This window comes from Heliorestis acidaminivorans (assembly GCF_008933955.1).
GTDB lineage: Bacteria > Bacillota > Desulfitobacteriia > Heliobacteriales > Heliobacteriaceae > Heliorestis > Heliorestis acidaminivorans.
In genome coordinates, this window is sequence record NZ_WBXO01000002.1 from 112,337 (window position 1) to 127,397 (window position 15,061).

Sequence of the window (15,061 nt, forward strand, 5' to 3'; positions counted from 1 at the left end):
GTTGGTACTGGGGAGGTACGTTATCTATCACTCAATCTTGCTAGAAGTTCAAGGGGGTTCTTTATTTTATTTTTTCCGGTTAGCTATAAAGCTTCGGGTAATGCCGCATTTGAATTCAATGGTCACTTTCAGGTCTTTGTTGATGGTGCCTTTTTGCACGACCTGTCGGAAGATTTCTTCTTGGAAGGCTGGTTCTTCTTGTTCTTGTTCTTGTTCTTCTTCGAAGCTTTCTCGTTCTTCGAAGCTATTTAAATAGGAAAGTAATGTTTCCAAGTGCCGCTCCATATCTTTGCTTGTTTGTCGCCTCTCATCGAGTTCATCGTACTCGGCTTGTAGTAGCTCTTGTTCGTAGTATAGATGGTTGATCGAAGCTTCATAGATGTTGGCAAGAGAAGAGTTGCTTTGTTCTGTTAGCTTTTGTATTTGCTCATTGATTTGCTTAATCTGTGCTTCAAGACTTAATTGGCGCTCTTTTTCTGTTGGGCTGAGATCGTGTTCATCAATGACTTGCTGAGCATCCTGGAGCAATTCAGCCTTTCCTGCTTTTAAGTCGCTTAGCAAGGTCATAAACTCACTTTCCAGAGCAGATTCCCAGACGTACCTTGCTTTGCAGTCCTCTTTGTATTTTTGGGGGTGCGTTTTCGTTCGGCAGTGCCAGGCGGTGAAGAGGTACTTCTCTCCATTTTTCTGTGAGCTCATTCGCCTTCTTACGATGGGGTGGCCGCACTCGGCGCAGTAGAGTATGTTGGAAAAGCATGACCTGTTGGAGTAGTTTTGTGCATATTTTCCATCGGGGTTTCTGAGCATGTCGTTTCTTCGTTTTAGCTCCTGCTGAACGGCGTTCCAATCTTCTTCTGAAATGATGGCGGGGTGATGTTCTTTAATGAAATATTGTTGTTCCCTTCCGTCATTCCGGATTCGTTTGTGGGATAAGTAATCGATGGTTATTGTTTTGTTAGTTAAGGCCGAGCCCCATGATCCGATTTAGATAAAAAATCTAGATATAGTATCGAGCTGGGTTTTAGGTTGCTAGATGTAGTAGTGTTCTGGCCTTTTTTCCGCGAGAAATAATTTTGCATGAGTATGCTTCGTAGATAAAAAAATAAAAGCCCACCACCGGTTAAGGTGATGAGCTTCGTTAGAGGAACTTATTTTTGGGAGCACAAAAGAGCCTCCCTGAAAACGAAAAGACCCACCCTGGTCCTCATGACCTTAGTGGGTTCAGTTCACGCAAGATATCTTAGGTTAGGTATCTTGCCTGTTTTTTGCATTTTTCATTTTTTCGATAAGCTTTTTCGTTTCCATTTCTTGCTTAGCAGATATTTTTGAAGGAGCAACATAAACACCATCGTCCACTGCTTTTTCAAATTTGAGTATCTCATCCCGAGAAAGTTTTTTGGGTTTCATACGCTCACTCCCGCAAACCAAGTTCAGACCAAACTTTTAGATGCCTCTGTTTCTAAAACCATTTTAAGCTTCATACGGGTAAGTACAAAACTCCAGTAATTCTTTAGTCCATCATTTTTTCATCAGCTTGGTCACTAGCTTGATCACTGGCTTAGTCACCAACTTGATCACTAATATAGAGGTTCTAGGTTAAACGGTTTCCATTTCCTTTTCGTTCATGGCTTCCAAGAAATCATCTACTGACTTAACTAATGTAGGTGATTTTAAAGCCCGTTGTGTTCGTTTGAATGTTGCTAAATCTCTTGAGCCATAAACACCGATACTTAATTTTGGATTTTCTTTTTTAATTCGTTGCAGGGCTTGTTTTGCTTCTTCACTTGTAGGCAATTCAAGAATAACTTTTGCCTTTGTATCACGGTGCGTAGAACAAATATAAATTTTGCTCATCAGAGACACCTTTCCCATTAAATGTGCTTTTCTCCTTAGCGATACATCTCTAGTTTTTTAAGATCTATGATAAAGCCAGCATCTAGTAAAACATCAAGCCCTAATAAGCCATCGATACCTTCATAATCCATACCACTAAAATCTAGCTTACGATCTTTTAACTGCAAAGAGCCTATATGAATTGAGTCAACTTGCTTCGTATATGCATGTTCTTTACCACCAATGCCGTAGTATGTGACAATATGATCTCCGCTTTCTACTCGTAAATCGATATCATCGACTGCATTTTGAGAAATAAGTGTTTTAGCGGCTCCTGTATCGATAACCATATTATCAATTACTTTAGACCTACCTTGATAAACAAGCTTTATTGACACAAACAATAAACCGTCACGATACTTAATCTGCATAACTTACTTTTCCTCTCAAGCCAATGGCGCCACGAACCTTTAGGACAATTTCCTCATGGCTGGTGTGATACACGAGATATTCGCCTTTTGACTGTAACAATTCACGAGTTGCATTGGCATCTGGAACCATACCGACTACAGCCATATCCTCTATGATTTCCTGAGTACCTTCTAACCGAGACTTTAATACTTGTAATTTTACAAATTGATTGGGATACAATGAACGCACTTCTTGCCACTTCAACGCTCTCACCTCAATTAATTTAAGCTTGATGTATAGTGTATATTCCTTTGGTTATTTTTTCTATGGAAAACATCTGAAATCCTTCTGTTTGATAGGTTTTTCTGAAGTTGCCTCCCTCTTGGCATATTAAAACAGTGTTTCTTTCCCCGCTACCGTTCTTACAGGACCGAGTCATCTTAATTTTTCTCTGACACATCGAGTACCTAATAACCTTAATACTATTATACAGAAAAAACCCACCAAATAGCCATCTAAACCCTAGAGGCTAACTCGGTGGTTTTTTTCCTTCCCCTCACTTCTTATTCCTATCCTTACTTCTCGGCATTCTCTGATCAGCGCCATAGGCCGTCCACTTTATCCCCAAGCTAAGATCGTAAACAATGCGGCCGTCTGCATAGACTTCCCCGCGTTGAATAAGTCGCCGGAATATATCATCTCGAAATTTTGACTTCTTTGTGATTCTTTTGAGCTGGCTCAGCTCTGCCAGTAACCAATCTAGCTCCTTTTGCATTTCTTTCGCTTTTTCAATTCTTTCGTTATATCCTTCTAGCTCTTTTTCAAGGGTGATGATTTTATCTGTCCTTTCCTGTATCTCAGGGCTTTGGGTATCTATATCGCCTAGTTCTTCAACGATTCTGTACAACGCATCGTAATTTTCTTTTTGGTCATTCTGCAGTTTATCCATCTGCTTTTGCTCTTCTTCATTGAGCTGTATTTCTTTTATGGCTCCTTTTGCTTCAAGGCTTAGCTGTGGGTTTTCTTTCATTTCCTTTAGCATAATCATAAAGGTTTGTTTTAGTATCTCTTCTCGGTAACTTCTTACTTCACACTTTATCGTAAATACGTCTCCCGACGCTGCGGCACATCTCCAGTAATGGTACTTCTTTCGTTTACCATCTATCATTTTTGGACTCGAAAGGTAGTGCCACATTAGGCTTCCACAGTGAGCGCAGTAAAGAATATTAGAGAATTCACTTTTATGCCTCGTTTCTTTTTTCTCATGATTTCTTCGCCGTTCCATCTCCTGCTGAACCGCTTCATATACTTCCTGTTCAATGATGGGTGTATGATGATTTTCGATAATGTATTGCGGCAGTTCTCCTTCATTTCTTTTACGCTTTGATGAAAGGTAATCAGTAACGAATGTTTTTTGAAATGTGACATGTCCCACATTTTTCTCTGAACGCAAAATATCCTTTATGGTTGTCACGTTCCATGCTTTCTTGCCACCGGGGCTCAATATGCCATCTTCTGTTAAACCTTTGGCGATATCTCTATAGCTTTGGCCTTTTAGGTATTCATCGACAATCCTTCTAATCACTTTCGCTTGTTCTTCGTTGATGATCCAGTTCCCATTTTCATCAGAGTCGAATCCATAAAAGAGATAGGCTGGTACTGTCACGATCCCTCGCTCGGCTAACTTCCTGAAGCCCCATTTTACGTTCTCCGAAATATTTCTAGCTTCTTCTTGCGCCAAGGTGCTTAATATGGTTAGCATTATTTCACTTTTTTCATCTTCTGTGTTGATGTTCTCTTTTTCAAACAAGATATGCACAGGCTTGGGAAGTCCTTTGAGCATGCGAATATGTTCAAGTGCGTCTAGGGTATTACGAGAAAATCTAGAAATCGATTTGGTTATGATTAGGTCTATTTTTCCGGCTACGCAGTCGGCTATCATTTTGTTAAAGTTTGTTCTTTTTTCTGTTGATGTCCCCGTTATTGCTTCGTCTGCATAAACGCCGGCAAATTCATACTGAGGATTCTTGTGAATTGTGTGGGTGTAATAGGCTATCTGAAACCGATAGCTTGCTAGTTGGTCTTCTTCGCCTGAGGATACCCGCACATAACAGCAAACACGCTTTTTGCTTTTGCTGCTTTGCGGTTCATTTAGGATTTCAATACTTTTTGGCCTGGAGTGCTCTTCGATTGGAGTCACTTCGGTGTTGATGGTGTGATTATTGTTAGAGTGATTATTAATAGGAACGGCTTTGATAGAAAGGGGATCGTTATTGTCGATCCCCTCAGGTTTCATGGCCTCTGCATTGGCTGATATCAACATCTTCATATCCTCCGATGGTTTCCTTTTCCGACCTTTCCCGCAGTATTTGCTTTCTTTAAGTTTACTTTCTGTTCCGTCAAACCAGGTTATCAGAAAGTCAAAGGAAGGATAGACCTCTATGCGTAGGATGAAAGCTCGCATAAACTCAAAGGTTAAATCTTCATCGGTTAATGCTTTCTCTAAGCTCGTAAGCGCCTGATCTCGATACTTTTTATCTTCCTCTACTTGCTCCCAGAAAACTTCTTTTTTCAGAATCTCATGTTCCAGCCTTCGCTTTTCTTTGGTTGCACTATCATTAGGAGGTCCATACCGTTCTCTTTCTCTGGCTGCTTCCAGTTCATAGAATAAGCTTAGGCGGTGATATTCAAAGTTTGCATCGTTGGTTCGCTTTAGCTCTCTTTTCATTTTATCTGGGTCTGAAAAGTCATAACGCTCTCGCATCGCTCTTTGCATGATTTCTTTTATCTCATGTTCTCGAATGGGAATCGCATCACATTTTTCTGGATGTGATTTGATTTGCTTGCATATCCATGATTGACTTTTCTTATCATTGGTTCGGTAACATCTACAATGGCATAAGCCACAAAATATCCTTCCTGCTAATGGCCGAGGTGCTTCTCTTTCCGGCGCTTTGCTTTTTTGCTTTACAATGCGCTTTTGAACTTCATCAAACATTTGCTGGCTAATAATTGGTGGGTGGTGGTTCTCGATTAAATATTGAGTGCGCTCACCTGTATTTCTTTTCTTGTAATCGCTGAGGTAGTTTGGCTTAAAGAAACGCCTAAATAGTACGTTTCCCGTGTAGCGATAATTGGTCACTATAATCTTCACTGTAGCATAGGCCCATTCATTAGACCCTCTGGCTGTTTGATATCCTCTCTCCATCATCACTCGGGAAATGTTAGTTAAGGACACTCCTGCATGAGCCAAGGCAAATATTTCTCTTACAATGGCCGCTTCTTCTTCGTTAATGGTTATCTTTGATTCTTGACGATTGCGCTCAACGTTGTAGCCGAGAATTCTTATGAATGCTGGCTTTCCTTGGGCAGCTCGCTTTTCCTTGGACCAGATTTCATTTTCTGATATATTCCTTAGTTCTTCCTGGGCCACCGCTGCCAGAGTGGATAGCAAAAAAGAACTATTCGAAGATAAGGTATGGATGTTCTCTTTTTCAAAGTAGATGTCTATGCCTTTTTCTTTGAGGTCGTTGACTACCTCTAAAAAGTCTTGCGTATTTCTGGCAAATCTTGAAACGCTTTTGGTGATGATTAAGTCAATGCGCCCTTCAGCACAGTGCCGTAGCATGCGTAAAAAGCCCGTTCTTTTTTTCTTGCCTTTGCCTGATATGCCTTTATCGATATAAAGGCCGGCCATTCTCCAGTCCGATCGTTCTTCGATGTACCTTGTATAGTACTGTACTTGGTTTTCTAAGGAGTTTAGCAATTCTTCTTCCTTGGAGCTCACCCGGCAGTAACAGGCGACTCGGGTTTTTTTCAAAGTAAATACCCCCTTTCTTCAATTTGAGTGTCCTATCTATCACTCATAACCAACTGCTTTGCAAGTGGTTTTTGAAGAAAGGGGGTATTCGTTTTAGCAGGGTATCCGTGAACAGGGATATTCTCTTAACCTGAGGTGTTCACTTGTTTTAGGGTACTGTTTTTTAATCTTACTTGCTCTGGGCTTCAACCTTTCTGCTGATGCCGCACTTAAATTCAAATACAACTTCTCGGTCTTTGCTGAGAATTCCGCTATTGGCTGTTTGTTGAAAGATATCGGCTCTAAAGGTTCGAGCATTTTCCAGCTCATCTAGTAGTTTCAACAGCTCTTCTAATTGCTTTTTCAGGTGCTTGCTTTCCTCTTGCTTTTCATATAGATCTTCTAGTTCAGCTTGTAATGCTTCTTGTTCGTAATATAAATGCCGGATGTTTGCTTCATACACATCTGCAATCGTGGAGTTTCGGTTTTCGGTCAATTCATGGATGCGGTTATTAATTGTGTCTAGCTGTTCCTCTACGATAATGAGTCGTGCCTTTTCCATATCGCTTAGGTCGTACTCTGCTATGATTTCGTTGACTTCGCTAGTGACTTGATCCTTCTCTTCTTTTAAGTCGTAAAGCACTTTCATAAACGCCTCTTCAAGTGAACTTTCCTGAATGTATCTTGCTTTGCAATCAGCAACGTAAATTTTCGGGTGTATCCTCGTGCGGCATTGCCAGGCTGTGAAATGATATTTCTCTCCATTTTTCTGTGAGCAAATCCTTCTCCTGACCACTGGGTGGCCGCACTCGCCGCAGTAAAGTTTATTAGAAAAGTAGGACCGGTTTGAATAGTTTTGCGCGTACTTCCCATCAGGATCGCGAAGCATTTTATTTCTTCGCTTCAACTCCTGCTGAACCGCCTCCCATTCTTCTTCTGAAATAATGGCTGGGTGATGATTTTTGATGAAATATTGTTGCTCCCTGCCATCATTTCGAATTCTTTTGTGGGATAAGTAATCGACGGTTATTGTCTTCGAGGTAACCGTATTTCCACAATGCTTTTCATTTTTGAGTATCTTCTGCACCGCATCGGCTGTCCATTTTTTATTGCCCCTGGCTGTTAAGATGCCGTCTCGCATTAAGCCTTTGGCGATCAATGACGCTCCTTTTCCAGCGAGGTATTCTGAAAATATTCTTCTGACTACGGCGGCTTCTTTTTCGTTGATGACAATGTTGCCCTTTTCATCGGTGTCGTAGCCTAGGAAGTATGTTGTTGGAACGTGGGCTATGCCTCGTTAAAAACGCTTCATGATGCCCCAGCGAGTATTCTCGCTTATGCTCCTAGACTCTTCTTGGGCCATGGAGGAGAGAATCGTAAGGAACAGCTCACTCTTGGCGTCTAAGGTGTCGATGTTTTCTTTCTCAAAGTAAATTCCAATTCCTACGCTCTTAAGCTCGCGGATATAGCGCAAACACCCCTTGATGATCCAAGGATAAAATCACTATATCTAGTGTCAGGATTTGCTCTAAGACACTATATATAGTGCCAATCTTGCCCTTTTTTGCCCGGAATATGGTTGTGCATGAGTATGCTGTATAGATCAAAAAAGCCCACCAGTCTTTGCGACCGTGGTGGGTAAGCTCAGTAAGATAATTTTATTGTTAGGCATCTTGCCTGTTCCTTTTGCGCTTTTTATTTTCTGGAATTCCCTGGCTCTCTAGGCGTCCTTGTGAATGTAACTAAAAGTTTCATCGCCCAGTGTTATTTATTGTTTTCTTCTTTTCTTTGCGTTGTATTGTTATTTTTAGTATCATATAATTAAGAAAGGCCATACTATGTACTGTCTGAAAGGAGGCCGTCACATGAAAAAACTATCAACCGCTAAACTTGCTGAAACAGTAAAAGTAAAACGCGAGGAAAAAGGGTTGACGCAGGAAGAGCTCAGTCAACTTACCGGCATCAACCGAGTTATGATTGGCCGTATAGAACGGGAAAAATTCATTCCTTCTATTTCTCAATTTGAAGCTTTAGCTAATGTTTTAGATTTTGAAATCACTGACATGTTTCTTGAAAAAAAGGAATCAAACTCATTTATTGCTTTAAGAAGCGAAACGCTTAGTGAAGGGGAAAAAGAGGGCGTTGATCGATTATTCAAAATGATGTTAACTCTTAGACAACAAATCCTGTTAAGGAGAAAATACGAAAATGAATAACGGGATTGTGCTTGAAGAACTACAAATAGAAAATATTCGCAATTTAGCGAGTGCTAAACGCCTATCTTTAGGCTTTGCAGGAGAAACGCCAATTGCTAATGACATTTTTACAATAATCGAAAACCTCGACATAAGACTACTGGAGTACCCTATTAAATCAGAGAACAACAACCCAGCTTTTTCTGCTGCACTTATGTATTCTGAAGAAGGTGGAGAAGAACTTGTTTTTATCGGATTAAATACGTCTGATTATTTCGATAAACAAGTTTTTGCTCTTGCTCATGAACTTTATCATTTTTACACCAAGACCGGCTCTCACCTGAGCCGATTAGAAGATGAAGAGCATAACTTAACCGAGGCACAAGCCAACCGGTTTGCTGCTGAATTTCTTTTGCCTGAAAACATATTGAAAAGCATTGTTCTTAGAGAATTCAAAAGCAAATCACTTCAAGAAGTGCAAACTAAGACCATACTGCGTTTCATCGCCAGACTACAGTGTACATGGTGGCTACCATATCGCTCTTTAGTCAAAAGGCTTAAGGAGATCGAAGCCATTTCAAGTGAACAGTATTCTGAACTTTACAAAGTTGATGAACGTGATCTAAAGGGTGAGTATGGACGATTAGGAAAAGCCATTAACAAGGATATATTTCTAAAGCTCAATACGATTACTGATAATATCGGTATATCTCCTAAGGATATCGAAGTGATCATTCGTAACTTCGAGGACCGCATTATAGATGAACATAATTTTGCTGACGCATTAAGTTTGTTCCATAAAACGCCTGATGACTTCGGATATGAATTTACAATTTCTCCTGACGATATAGCTGAGTTTGATGATTTCTTCAAAGAGGAGCGTGACGATGAAAGTTAACGTAGCCTCCTCGAATTCTGGCTTAGAAAGTATTATCAAGCATCCTGATCAAATCATTACAATGGATGCTAATTTCCTCATTCCGCCTGATAGAAGCAAATACGCAAATTATCGTTTTGACTTTCCTAAGTTTAAAGAAGTATGGCTAGATCCGATATTCGAAGCATTTCCTAACTTAGCCATACACGAGGCTGTTTATGATGAGTTAGTTTTGCCACCCCTTCAGTCTTATATTGATGGCCTTATTAACAGTACTCCACAACGCTTAGCCGTGCATCAAGATGAAGCTTTGACTGACGAGGAAAAAGTGCTCCGAGATTCGATTGAAGAAAAAATCTATCCTTTGACCAAGTACGAACCATTACTAGATAATAAAGAAGACCGTGGTGAAGTAAAATCTCTAGCGTACATTGCTGTAAAAGATTTGCCGTACTTTGCTGCTCATGATTCAAATGCGATTCAATTGGTTGAAAAAGCTGAACAGTGGAACACTGGGCTAGACAATGTACAAGCTATTAAAATGTATGAGCTTATTTATTTCTTGCAAAAGATAGATATTGGCGATAAAAAATCTTTAAGAATGTTGTACAAGTATCAGTACCATCTAACAGAATATGAAAAAAAGCATAACCCCGAATGGGGCCAATTTGTTGATAGAATGGATACCCTCTATTCCTCTTATAAATAAAAATTAGCCACCCCACCTAGCATAATGACCGTAGTGGGAGCCCTGAAAAACATGTTGTTTTTGGTTTAACCTTGTGAAAAACCGATTTGGCTTTCGTAGATCACCATACCAACCCCTCTCTTTGTTTGGTTTAGAAAAGCATATTTTTTGCCAAACTAAACTTAAGAGCATAGAAGGGGTTTTTGAATTGGAAGGAATCAACTTTTTCAAAGGCTTAATTATTGGTACGCTAATCAGCTTGCCTTTATGGGCGTTGATCGTGTTCTTCGTTTCTCTGGTGATTTCACCATAAATCCAGCCTTGACATTTCCCCAGAGTTGCTATAAGGTCTAGTCAAAAGATATGTATCAACTGCTTGTCGCTACTCTCGACATACGGCTAATACGCGGTCGAGTTCAAATGATCTTAAACCAAGGTAAACTTACTGCCTCTACATGCAGTACTGGGGTGTAATATATGAATTGCGGTGTAAGCTTCGGCTTGCACTTAAGGGGACTAGATGCGTCTAGTCCTCTTTTAATTTTTATCTCACCATTGCAGGGTGGTACCCATCGAAGCCCAGGTCCCCAGTTCACTTCGGTAGTCTGTTTTGTGACCAAGTGCTTTGTCTTGTTTTTATCCTTGAATTGCGTTGCTAATCTCTGTAACGTACAATTTAAGTTAAGAAGGTCTCAAACTGCGTGCTACTTTGGAATACGATTTTTTGAGGGGTTGAAAGAAAAGGAGGAGAAAGAGAAGTGAAAACTGTAATCAGAGAGACGAAAAACAGAAACTTAATCCGTAAAGGGTCTCTGCGCGGGAAACAATTTCGTGCAGCTTTAACTAAGGAATCAAAAGAGAGAAGAATTCAGCGCCGCTTACGAGCTGCCTATAGTTTGCTCGGTATGTGGGGAGATAAAGACACCTCTTTCTTTGACAAAGATGGACGCAGATAACTCGATGAAGGATCTACTTAAGAAGGACAAAAAATATGCCCACAACCAGTTAAGGTCATGGGCGTGCTTCTTATGTTCTTCGGTAGAAGTAACGAAACGAATAGTAGCCAATAGAACCAAGTACTCAATCCTTTTCAACCAAAGCCTCTAAGTACATATCATCCTTTCTCTTCACCCTGGTGATCTTGTATCTGCCGGTGTCGCAGACCAAAACCATGTTCTCCTTAATCTCGACTTCAGGTATTTGCCGTAGGTGAAAAGCCGTTCTCGCCTCTTCTGTTAAAGTGCGCGGTTCCACTCGATACGCTCCCATGCTCGCTACAATGTGATCGGTTACTCCCTGGCCGCTTTTGAGCAATTCGATCACATCGATGAATGTTTTCACTCTTCCAATACTCATCTGGAACACTTCCCTCCTATTTAAATAAAAGAAAAACCCTGTGCAGACTGGCACAGGGCTGAACAGATTCTTGAGAGAGGCTTGGTGTCAATTGTTTCCTTTCCTTCTTGCTGGCCATCACCATTTTCCCCCTCCCCAATCCATTCATTTTGGTAGTAAGAGTATTGCTCTAGAGCAGACTTATATCAAGGGAAATCTGAGGGAGTTCTCGTGCTAAAAATTAACGCTTCCCTCATCCCCAACCCCTTCTACAGAATAATAAATCATCATCCTGCGGTTACGCTTTTCCGGGAACTTCCTCTTCACCCTGCCTTGCTCTAAAAGCACGTTCAACACCGTTTCTCTAAAATGCGATTCTGATATAAACAGCATTCCATTCATAAACTTAAAGAGCGCTGAAAAAGGCTTTGGCTCTTGGCAAAACTCTAAGAGCGCTTTTACTTCCGGGCCTTCTAAAAAGGCTTCTTTCTTCGCCCTGCGCTCGGCTGCTTTTTGCTCTGAGATGAGTTTCTTGTAATCTTCATTCTTAAAATCAATCGACCACTCAAGACCCAGCTTAAGCTTGTAGACAATCTTGCCATCGCTGAAGATTTTTCCACTCTCCACAATCCTGGTGAAGATGTCCTCGCGAAAAGGAACTTCTTGGTCTTTCCGAAGTACCTCGAGGCTTTCAATGGCTTTGTCGTCTATCTTTCGTAGCTGTTTCCAAAGACAATTCAGCTCTTGCTTGTATCGTTGTGCTTGCCTTTTCCGGTCTGAATAGCTCTTGCGTTCATTATGTAGCTTCACAAGTTCCTCTGTTAGTTCATCGACTTTTTGAGAGTCTTGTCCGTCTTTATTGAGTTCTTCATTCACAGCCTCGTAAAGCTGCTGGTTGAAAAACTCAATTCTTTCCTGAAGCTCTTCCTCTAAACACAGTTCCTCTTGATTCAAATCGGTCTTTTTTATCAGCTCATCCATTGCCTTCTTAAATGTCTTGTCCCTCTTGATAGAAAGCAGCGTTTTCATGAAGTTAAGCTCTATAAACTTTTGCTGAAATCTTCCCGCCTTACAACGGTTGACCACATAAAGCTTATTAGCCAAGTTGCAGATCCAACTGTGCATTTCGTAGGTTTTTTCAACATATCGTCTATGGCCGATCAGGCTCCCGCAGTCACCACAGGTAAAGGCATCAAGAAAAGCGGTGTTTTTAGGGTTTTCCTTTGGGTATTTCTTTCGATTTCTATTTTTGAATTTTGCTGACCGCTCTTCCAGTATGGATTGAACCTTTTCCCAATCACTACTGGAAACAATCGCTTCATGGTGGTCCTCAATAAAGTACTGTGGAAACTCTCCATTGTTAGGGACAATTTTTGCTTCAATGCTATCGGCTGTAAAGGTTCGTTGGTAAACATAATTGCCTCGATAAGCTTCATTTTCTAATATTGCTTTGATTCTCGATGTATACCATTTCACTTTCCCTTTGGGGCTTTTGATGCCTTCTTCGGTCAATTCTTTGACAATCAGGTTATAGCTTTTTCCGGCCAAGGTGTCTTGAAAAATCCTCCTGACGATCTTGGCTTCTTCTTCGTCAATGACCCACCTTTTGTTCTTGTCAAACTTGTAGCCATAACAGATGGTCCCCGTTTTTACAATGCCCCGCGCTGCATACTTTCTTTTTCCCCAGGCAATTGACTCGCCTAAACCAATGCTTTCTTCTTGCGCGATGCTGCCAAAAATAGAGATCATCATTTCACTGGTAGAGTCTTTGGTATGGATGTTCTCTTTTTCAAAGTACACATAAACAGGGTGCTGTAAAGAGCGCAGCATTCTAATCGTTTCTAAACAATCCAGCGTATTTCTGCTAAATCTTGAAATGGATTTGGTAAGAATCAAATCGATGTTCCCGGCTTTGCATTCTTCTAACAGCTTCAACAATTCTGTTCTGTTTTTCAGAGACTTTCCGGAGATCCCTTCGTCTGCAAAAATGCCGGCAAATTCGTAGGTTGGATCTTTTAGAATCAGATAGGTGTAATAGGCGACTTGGGTTTTTAAGCTTGTCTTCTGATCTAGCTGGTCTGTTGATACCCTGCAATAGGCGGCCGTGCGAAGTCTGGGCTTGCCTAGTGCTTGAAAGGGATTCATAAGCTCTACGTTTTTCGCTGTCTGAATCGCTTGCATGGTAAGAGCGCTTTGACTCGGCTCAATCTTAATAACCTCTCTGTTTGTATCCATATCTACTGGAGCCTCCTTGGGAAGGGTTATGCTGGCGCTTGCAAGAATCATTTTTTCCTGTTCTTTTACCAGCTTCGGTCTTAGCTCCGCCTTGCCATAGGGCGTGCAGTCGCCGATCATGGTTTGCTGATCATCAACCCAATAGACTCGATAATCATCGGTAGAGTAGATTGTCATTTCAATTACCCAAGATCGCAAATGTTCGATCGTAACCTTTTCCAGCCATTCATCGACGCTGTTGATTTTTTGCAACCATTCAATCGTTGCGTTACGATACTTTCGATCGTCTTCCAGTTTGGCCGCTTTTTCTTCAAAGGCAAAGTAGGCTTTTTCCATCTTCTCGATGTCTTGATGGTGATCTAGCAATATCTGCTCCTGTTTGGCGAGCTCTATTTCTGTAATATATTTAAGCCGGAGAAATTCAAAGTGATCATCTTGATTGATCCTCTCTATCTCCTGGGCTAGTCTTTGGAGCAGGCCAGGCTGTTGAAAATCATATTTTTCTTCCATGGCCTTTAGCATCATCTTACGTAAGGGCTCTTCTTTTAGTGTTTTGACGTGGCATACACCTACATCGCTGGGGTTGCATTTCCAATAGTTCACGCCTCTTGTGGGATAGTTTGAAAGTGTATAACCGCAATGACCGCACTTCATTCTCCCCGATAAAGCTTTTTTCTTTTTTTGCTTTACCGCTTTCTCTTTCGGTTTTATTTCTTCCAGTCGCTTCTGGGCCAACTCGAAAACTTCTGGGCTGATAATGGGCTGGTGGCAGTTTTCGATGAGAATTTGGTCTCTTGCTCCTTGGCTTGTTTTGTTGGTAAAGATATCTTTGGTTCTTACGCGCGTTAGCTTGTTTCCCGTATAGGTCACATTGGTCAGTATGTTTTTAACAGTGCTTCCTCTCCATAAATCCTTGCCGGCAGACGTTTTAACGCCTTCTTGGATCAACTGGCGTGCAATTTCGGAAAGGGAGAGTCCCTTTATAAACATGTTGAAAATGCTTCTAACAGCCTCTGCTTCTTTCTCATTGATTTGAAGGTGCGATTCTTCATTGCTTTTAACGACATCGTAACCGAGCATGCGAGAGTACTTGGGTTTTCCTTTCATGAACTGTTTTTCAAAGCCCCACCTCGTTAGCTCAGACATGCTCTCGATCTCTTTTTGGGCCAAAGCAGAATAGGTGCTAAGTAGAAATTTATTGTACTCAATCGATGTGTCGATGTTTTCCCTTTCGAAGAAGATGCCAATGTTCCACTCTTTTAGCTCTTTCACAATTCTTAAAAGCTCTTCTGTGTTTCTCGAAAACCTCGATACGTTTTTGGTCAGTATAAAGTCAATTTTCCCCTCTTCACAATGCCGCAAGAGTCGTTGAAAGCCTCTTCTGTTTTTGTAGTTCGCGGCGCTGGCACCAGCGTCAAAATAGATGCCGACAAACTTCCAGTTTGCTTTGTTTTTTATAAAAAGGGTGTAGTGATCGATCTGGTTCTTTAAGGATGTTATGGACTCATCTTTGCTGCTCACCCGGCAATAAGCGGCCACTTTGATGCCCTGTCTTTCGCTTTCCAGTGCGCTTTGCTTGATTTCATGGATGGGCTCCCAAAGGGTTTGTATCCACATTCTCTTTTCGTTTTGGTCCAATAAAAAAAATCTCCTTTCTACTTGAGCGACAGCTTTGAGGCATGTCATTA

The 15,061-nt window shown here is 41.1% G+C and carries 14 protein-coding genes; 4 read left to right on the plus strand and 10 right to left on the minus strand.

All coding sequences use genetic code 11. The features are described 5' to 3' along the window. Window positions 1-66 precede the first annotated feature (66 nt). The 8 genes from F9B85_RS03460 to F9B85_RS15010 all read right to left on the minus strand — a co-directional run bounded on the left by F9B85_RS03460 (window position 67) and on the right by F9B85_RS15010 (window position 7,517). Window positions 67-984, minus strand: coding sequence for a recombinase zinc beta ribbon domain-containing protein (locus tag F9B85_RS03460; RefSeq protein WP_423245047.1), 918 nt, complete (start codon window positions 982-984; stop codon window positions 67-69). Between the two features lie 261 nt (window positions 985-1,245). After that, on the minus strand, window positions 1,246-1,407 hold the full coding sequence (locus tag F9B85_RS14290; RefSeq protein WP_170270140.1) for a hypothetical protein: 162 nt from the start codon (window positions 1,405-1,407) through the stop codon (window positions 1,246-1,248). 189 nt (window positions 1,408-1,596) lie between these two features. Further along, window positions 1,597-1,854 carry a hypothetical protein gene (locus tag F9B85_RS03470; RefSeq protein WP_151618593.1) on the minus strand — a complete coding sequence of 86 codons (258 nt, stop codon included), beginning with the start codon at window positions 1,852-1,854 and terminating at the stop codon, window positions 1,597-1,599. A 35-nt stretch (window positions 1,855-1,889) separates the two neighbouring features. Next, the gene (locus F9B85_RS03475) at window positions 1,890-2,231 is read right to left on the minus strand and encodes a retropepsin-like aspartic protease (RefSeq protein WP_243138052.1); all 342 of its coding nucleotides are present in this window, start codon (window positions 2,229-2,231) and stop codon (window positions 1,890-1,892) included. Window positions 2,232-2,253: 22 nt separating this feature from the next. Beyond that, entirely contained in the window at window positions 2,254-2,493 is a 240-nt protein-coding gene (locus F9B85_RS03480; RefSeq protein ID WP_243138053.1) for a hypothetical protein, read from the minus strand. A 307-nt stretch (window positions 2,494-2,800) separates the two neighbouring features. Then, entirely contained in the window at window positions 2,801-6,064 is a 3,264-nt protein-coding gene (locus F9B85_RS03485) for a recombinase family protein (RefSeq protein ID WP_151618597.1), read from the minus strand. A 169-nt stretch (window positions 6,065-6,233) separates the two neighbouring features. Further along, window positions 6,234-7,334 (minus strand): recombinase family protein, encoded by a 1,101-nt coding sequence (locus F9B85_RS03490; protein ID WP_341474378.1) that lies wholly within the window; start codon window positions 7,332-7,334, stop codon window positions 6,234-6,236. 6 nt (window positions 7,335-7,340) lie between these two features. After that, window positions 7,341-7,517, minus strand: coding sequence for a recombinase family protein (locus F9B85_RS15010; RefSeq protein WP_170270142.1), 177 nt, complete (start codon window positions 7,515-7,517; stop codon window positions 7,341-7,343). Window positions 7,518-7,908: 391 nt separating this feature from the next. Here F9B85_RS15010 and F9B85_RS03500 point away from each other — a divergent pair, with 391 nt between their 5' ends. From F9B85_RS03500 to F9B85_RS03520, 4 genes are all read left to right on the plus strand, one after another. After that, complete coding sequence (locus tag F9B85_RS03500; RefSeq protein WP_151618601.1) at window positions 7,909-8,259, plus strand: helix-turn-helix transcriptional regulator; 351 nt, start codon at window positions 7,909-7,911, stop codon at window positions 8,257-8,259. Next, a complete protein-coding gene (locus F9B85_RS03505) occupies window positions 8,252-9,136 on the plus strand; it encodes an ImmA/IrrE family metallo-endopeptidase (RefSeq protein WP_151618602.1) in 885 nt (294 codons plus the stop codon). Before F9B85_RS03500 ends, F9B85_RS03505 begins: the two co-directional genes overlap by 8 nt. Continuing rightward, the gene (locus F9B85_RS03510; RefSeq protein ID WP_151618604.1) at window positions 9,126-9,824 is read left to right on the plus strand and encodes a hypothetical protein; all 699 of its coding nucleotides are present in this window, start codon (window positions 9,126-9,128) and stop codon (window positions 9,822-9,824) included. Before F9B85_RS03505 ends, F9B85_RS03510 begins: the two co-directional genes overlap by 11 nt. 737 nt (window positions 9,825-10,561) lie before the next feature. After that, window positions 10,562-10,759: a hypothetical protein gene (locus tag F9B85_RS03520; RefSeq protein WP_151618606.1), complete on the plus strand. Its 198-nt coding sequence runs from the start codon at window positions 10,562-10,564 to the stop codon at window positions 10,757-10,759. 124 nt (window positions 10,760-10,883) lie between these two features. Here the strand turns inward: F9B85_RS03520 and F9B85_RS03525 are convergent, their stop codons facing one another. After that, window positions 10,884-11,159: a hypothetical protein gene (locus F9B85_RS03525; protein WP_151618608.1), complete on the minus strand. Its 276-nt coding sequence runs from the start codon at window positions 11,157-11,159 to the stop codon at window positions 10,884-10,886. A 213-nt stretch (window positions 11,160-11,372) separates the two neighbouring features. After that, window positions 11,373-15,011: a recombinase family protein gene (locus F9B85_RS03530; RefSeq protein WP_170270144.1), complete on the minus strand. Its 3,639-nt coding sequence runs from the start codon at window positions 15,009-15,011 to the stop codon at window positions 11,373-11,375. Window positions 15,012-15,061 lie beyond the last annotated feature (50 nt).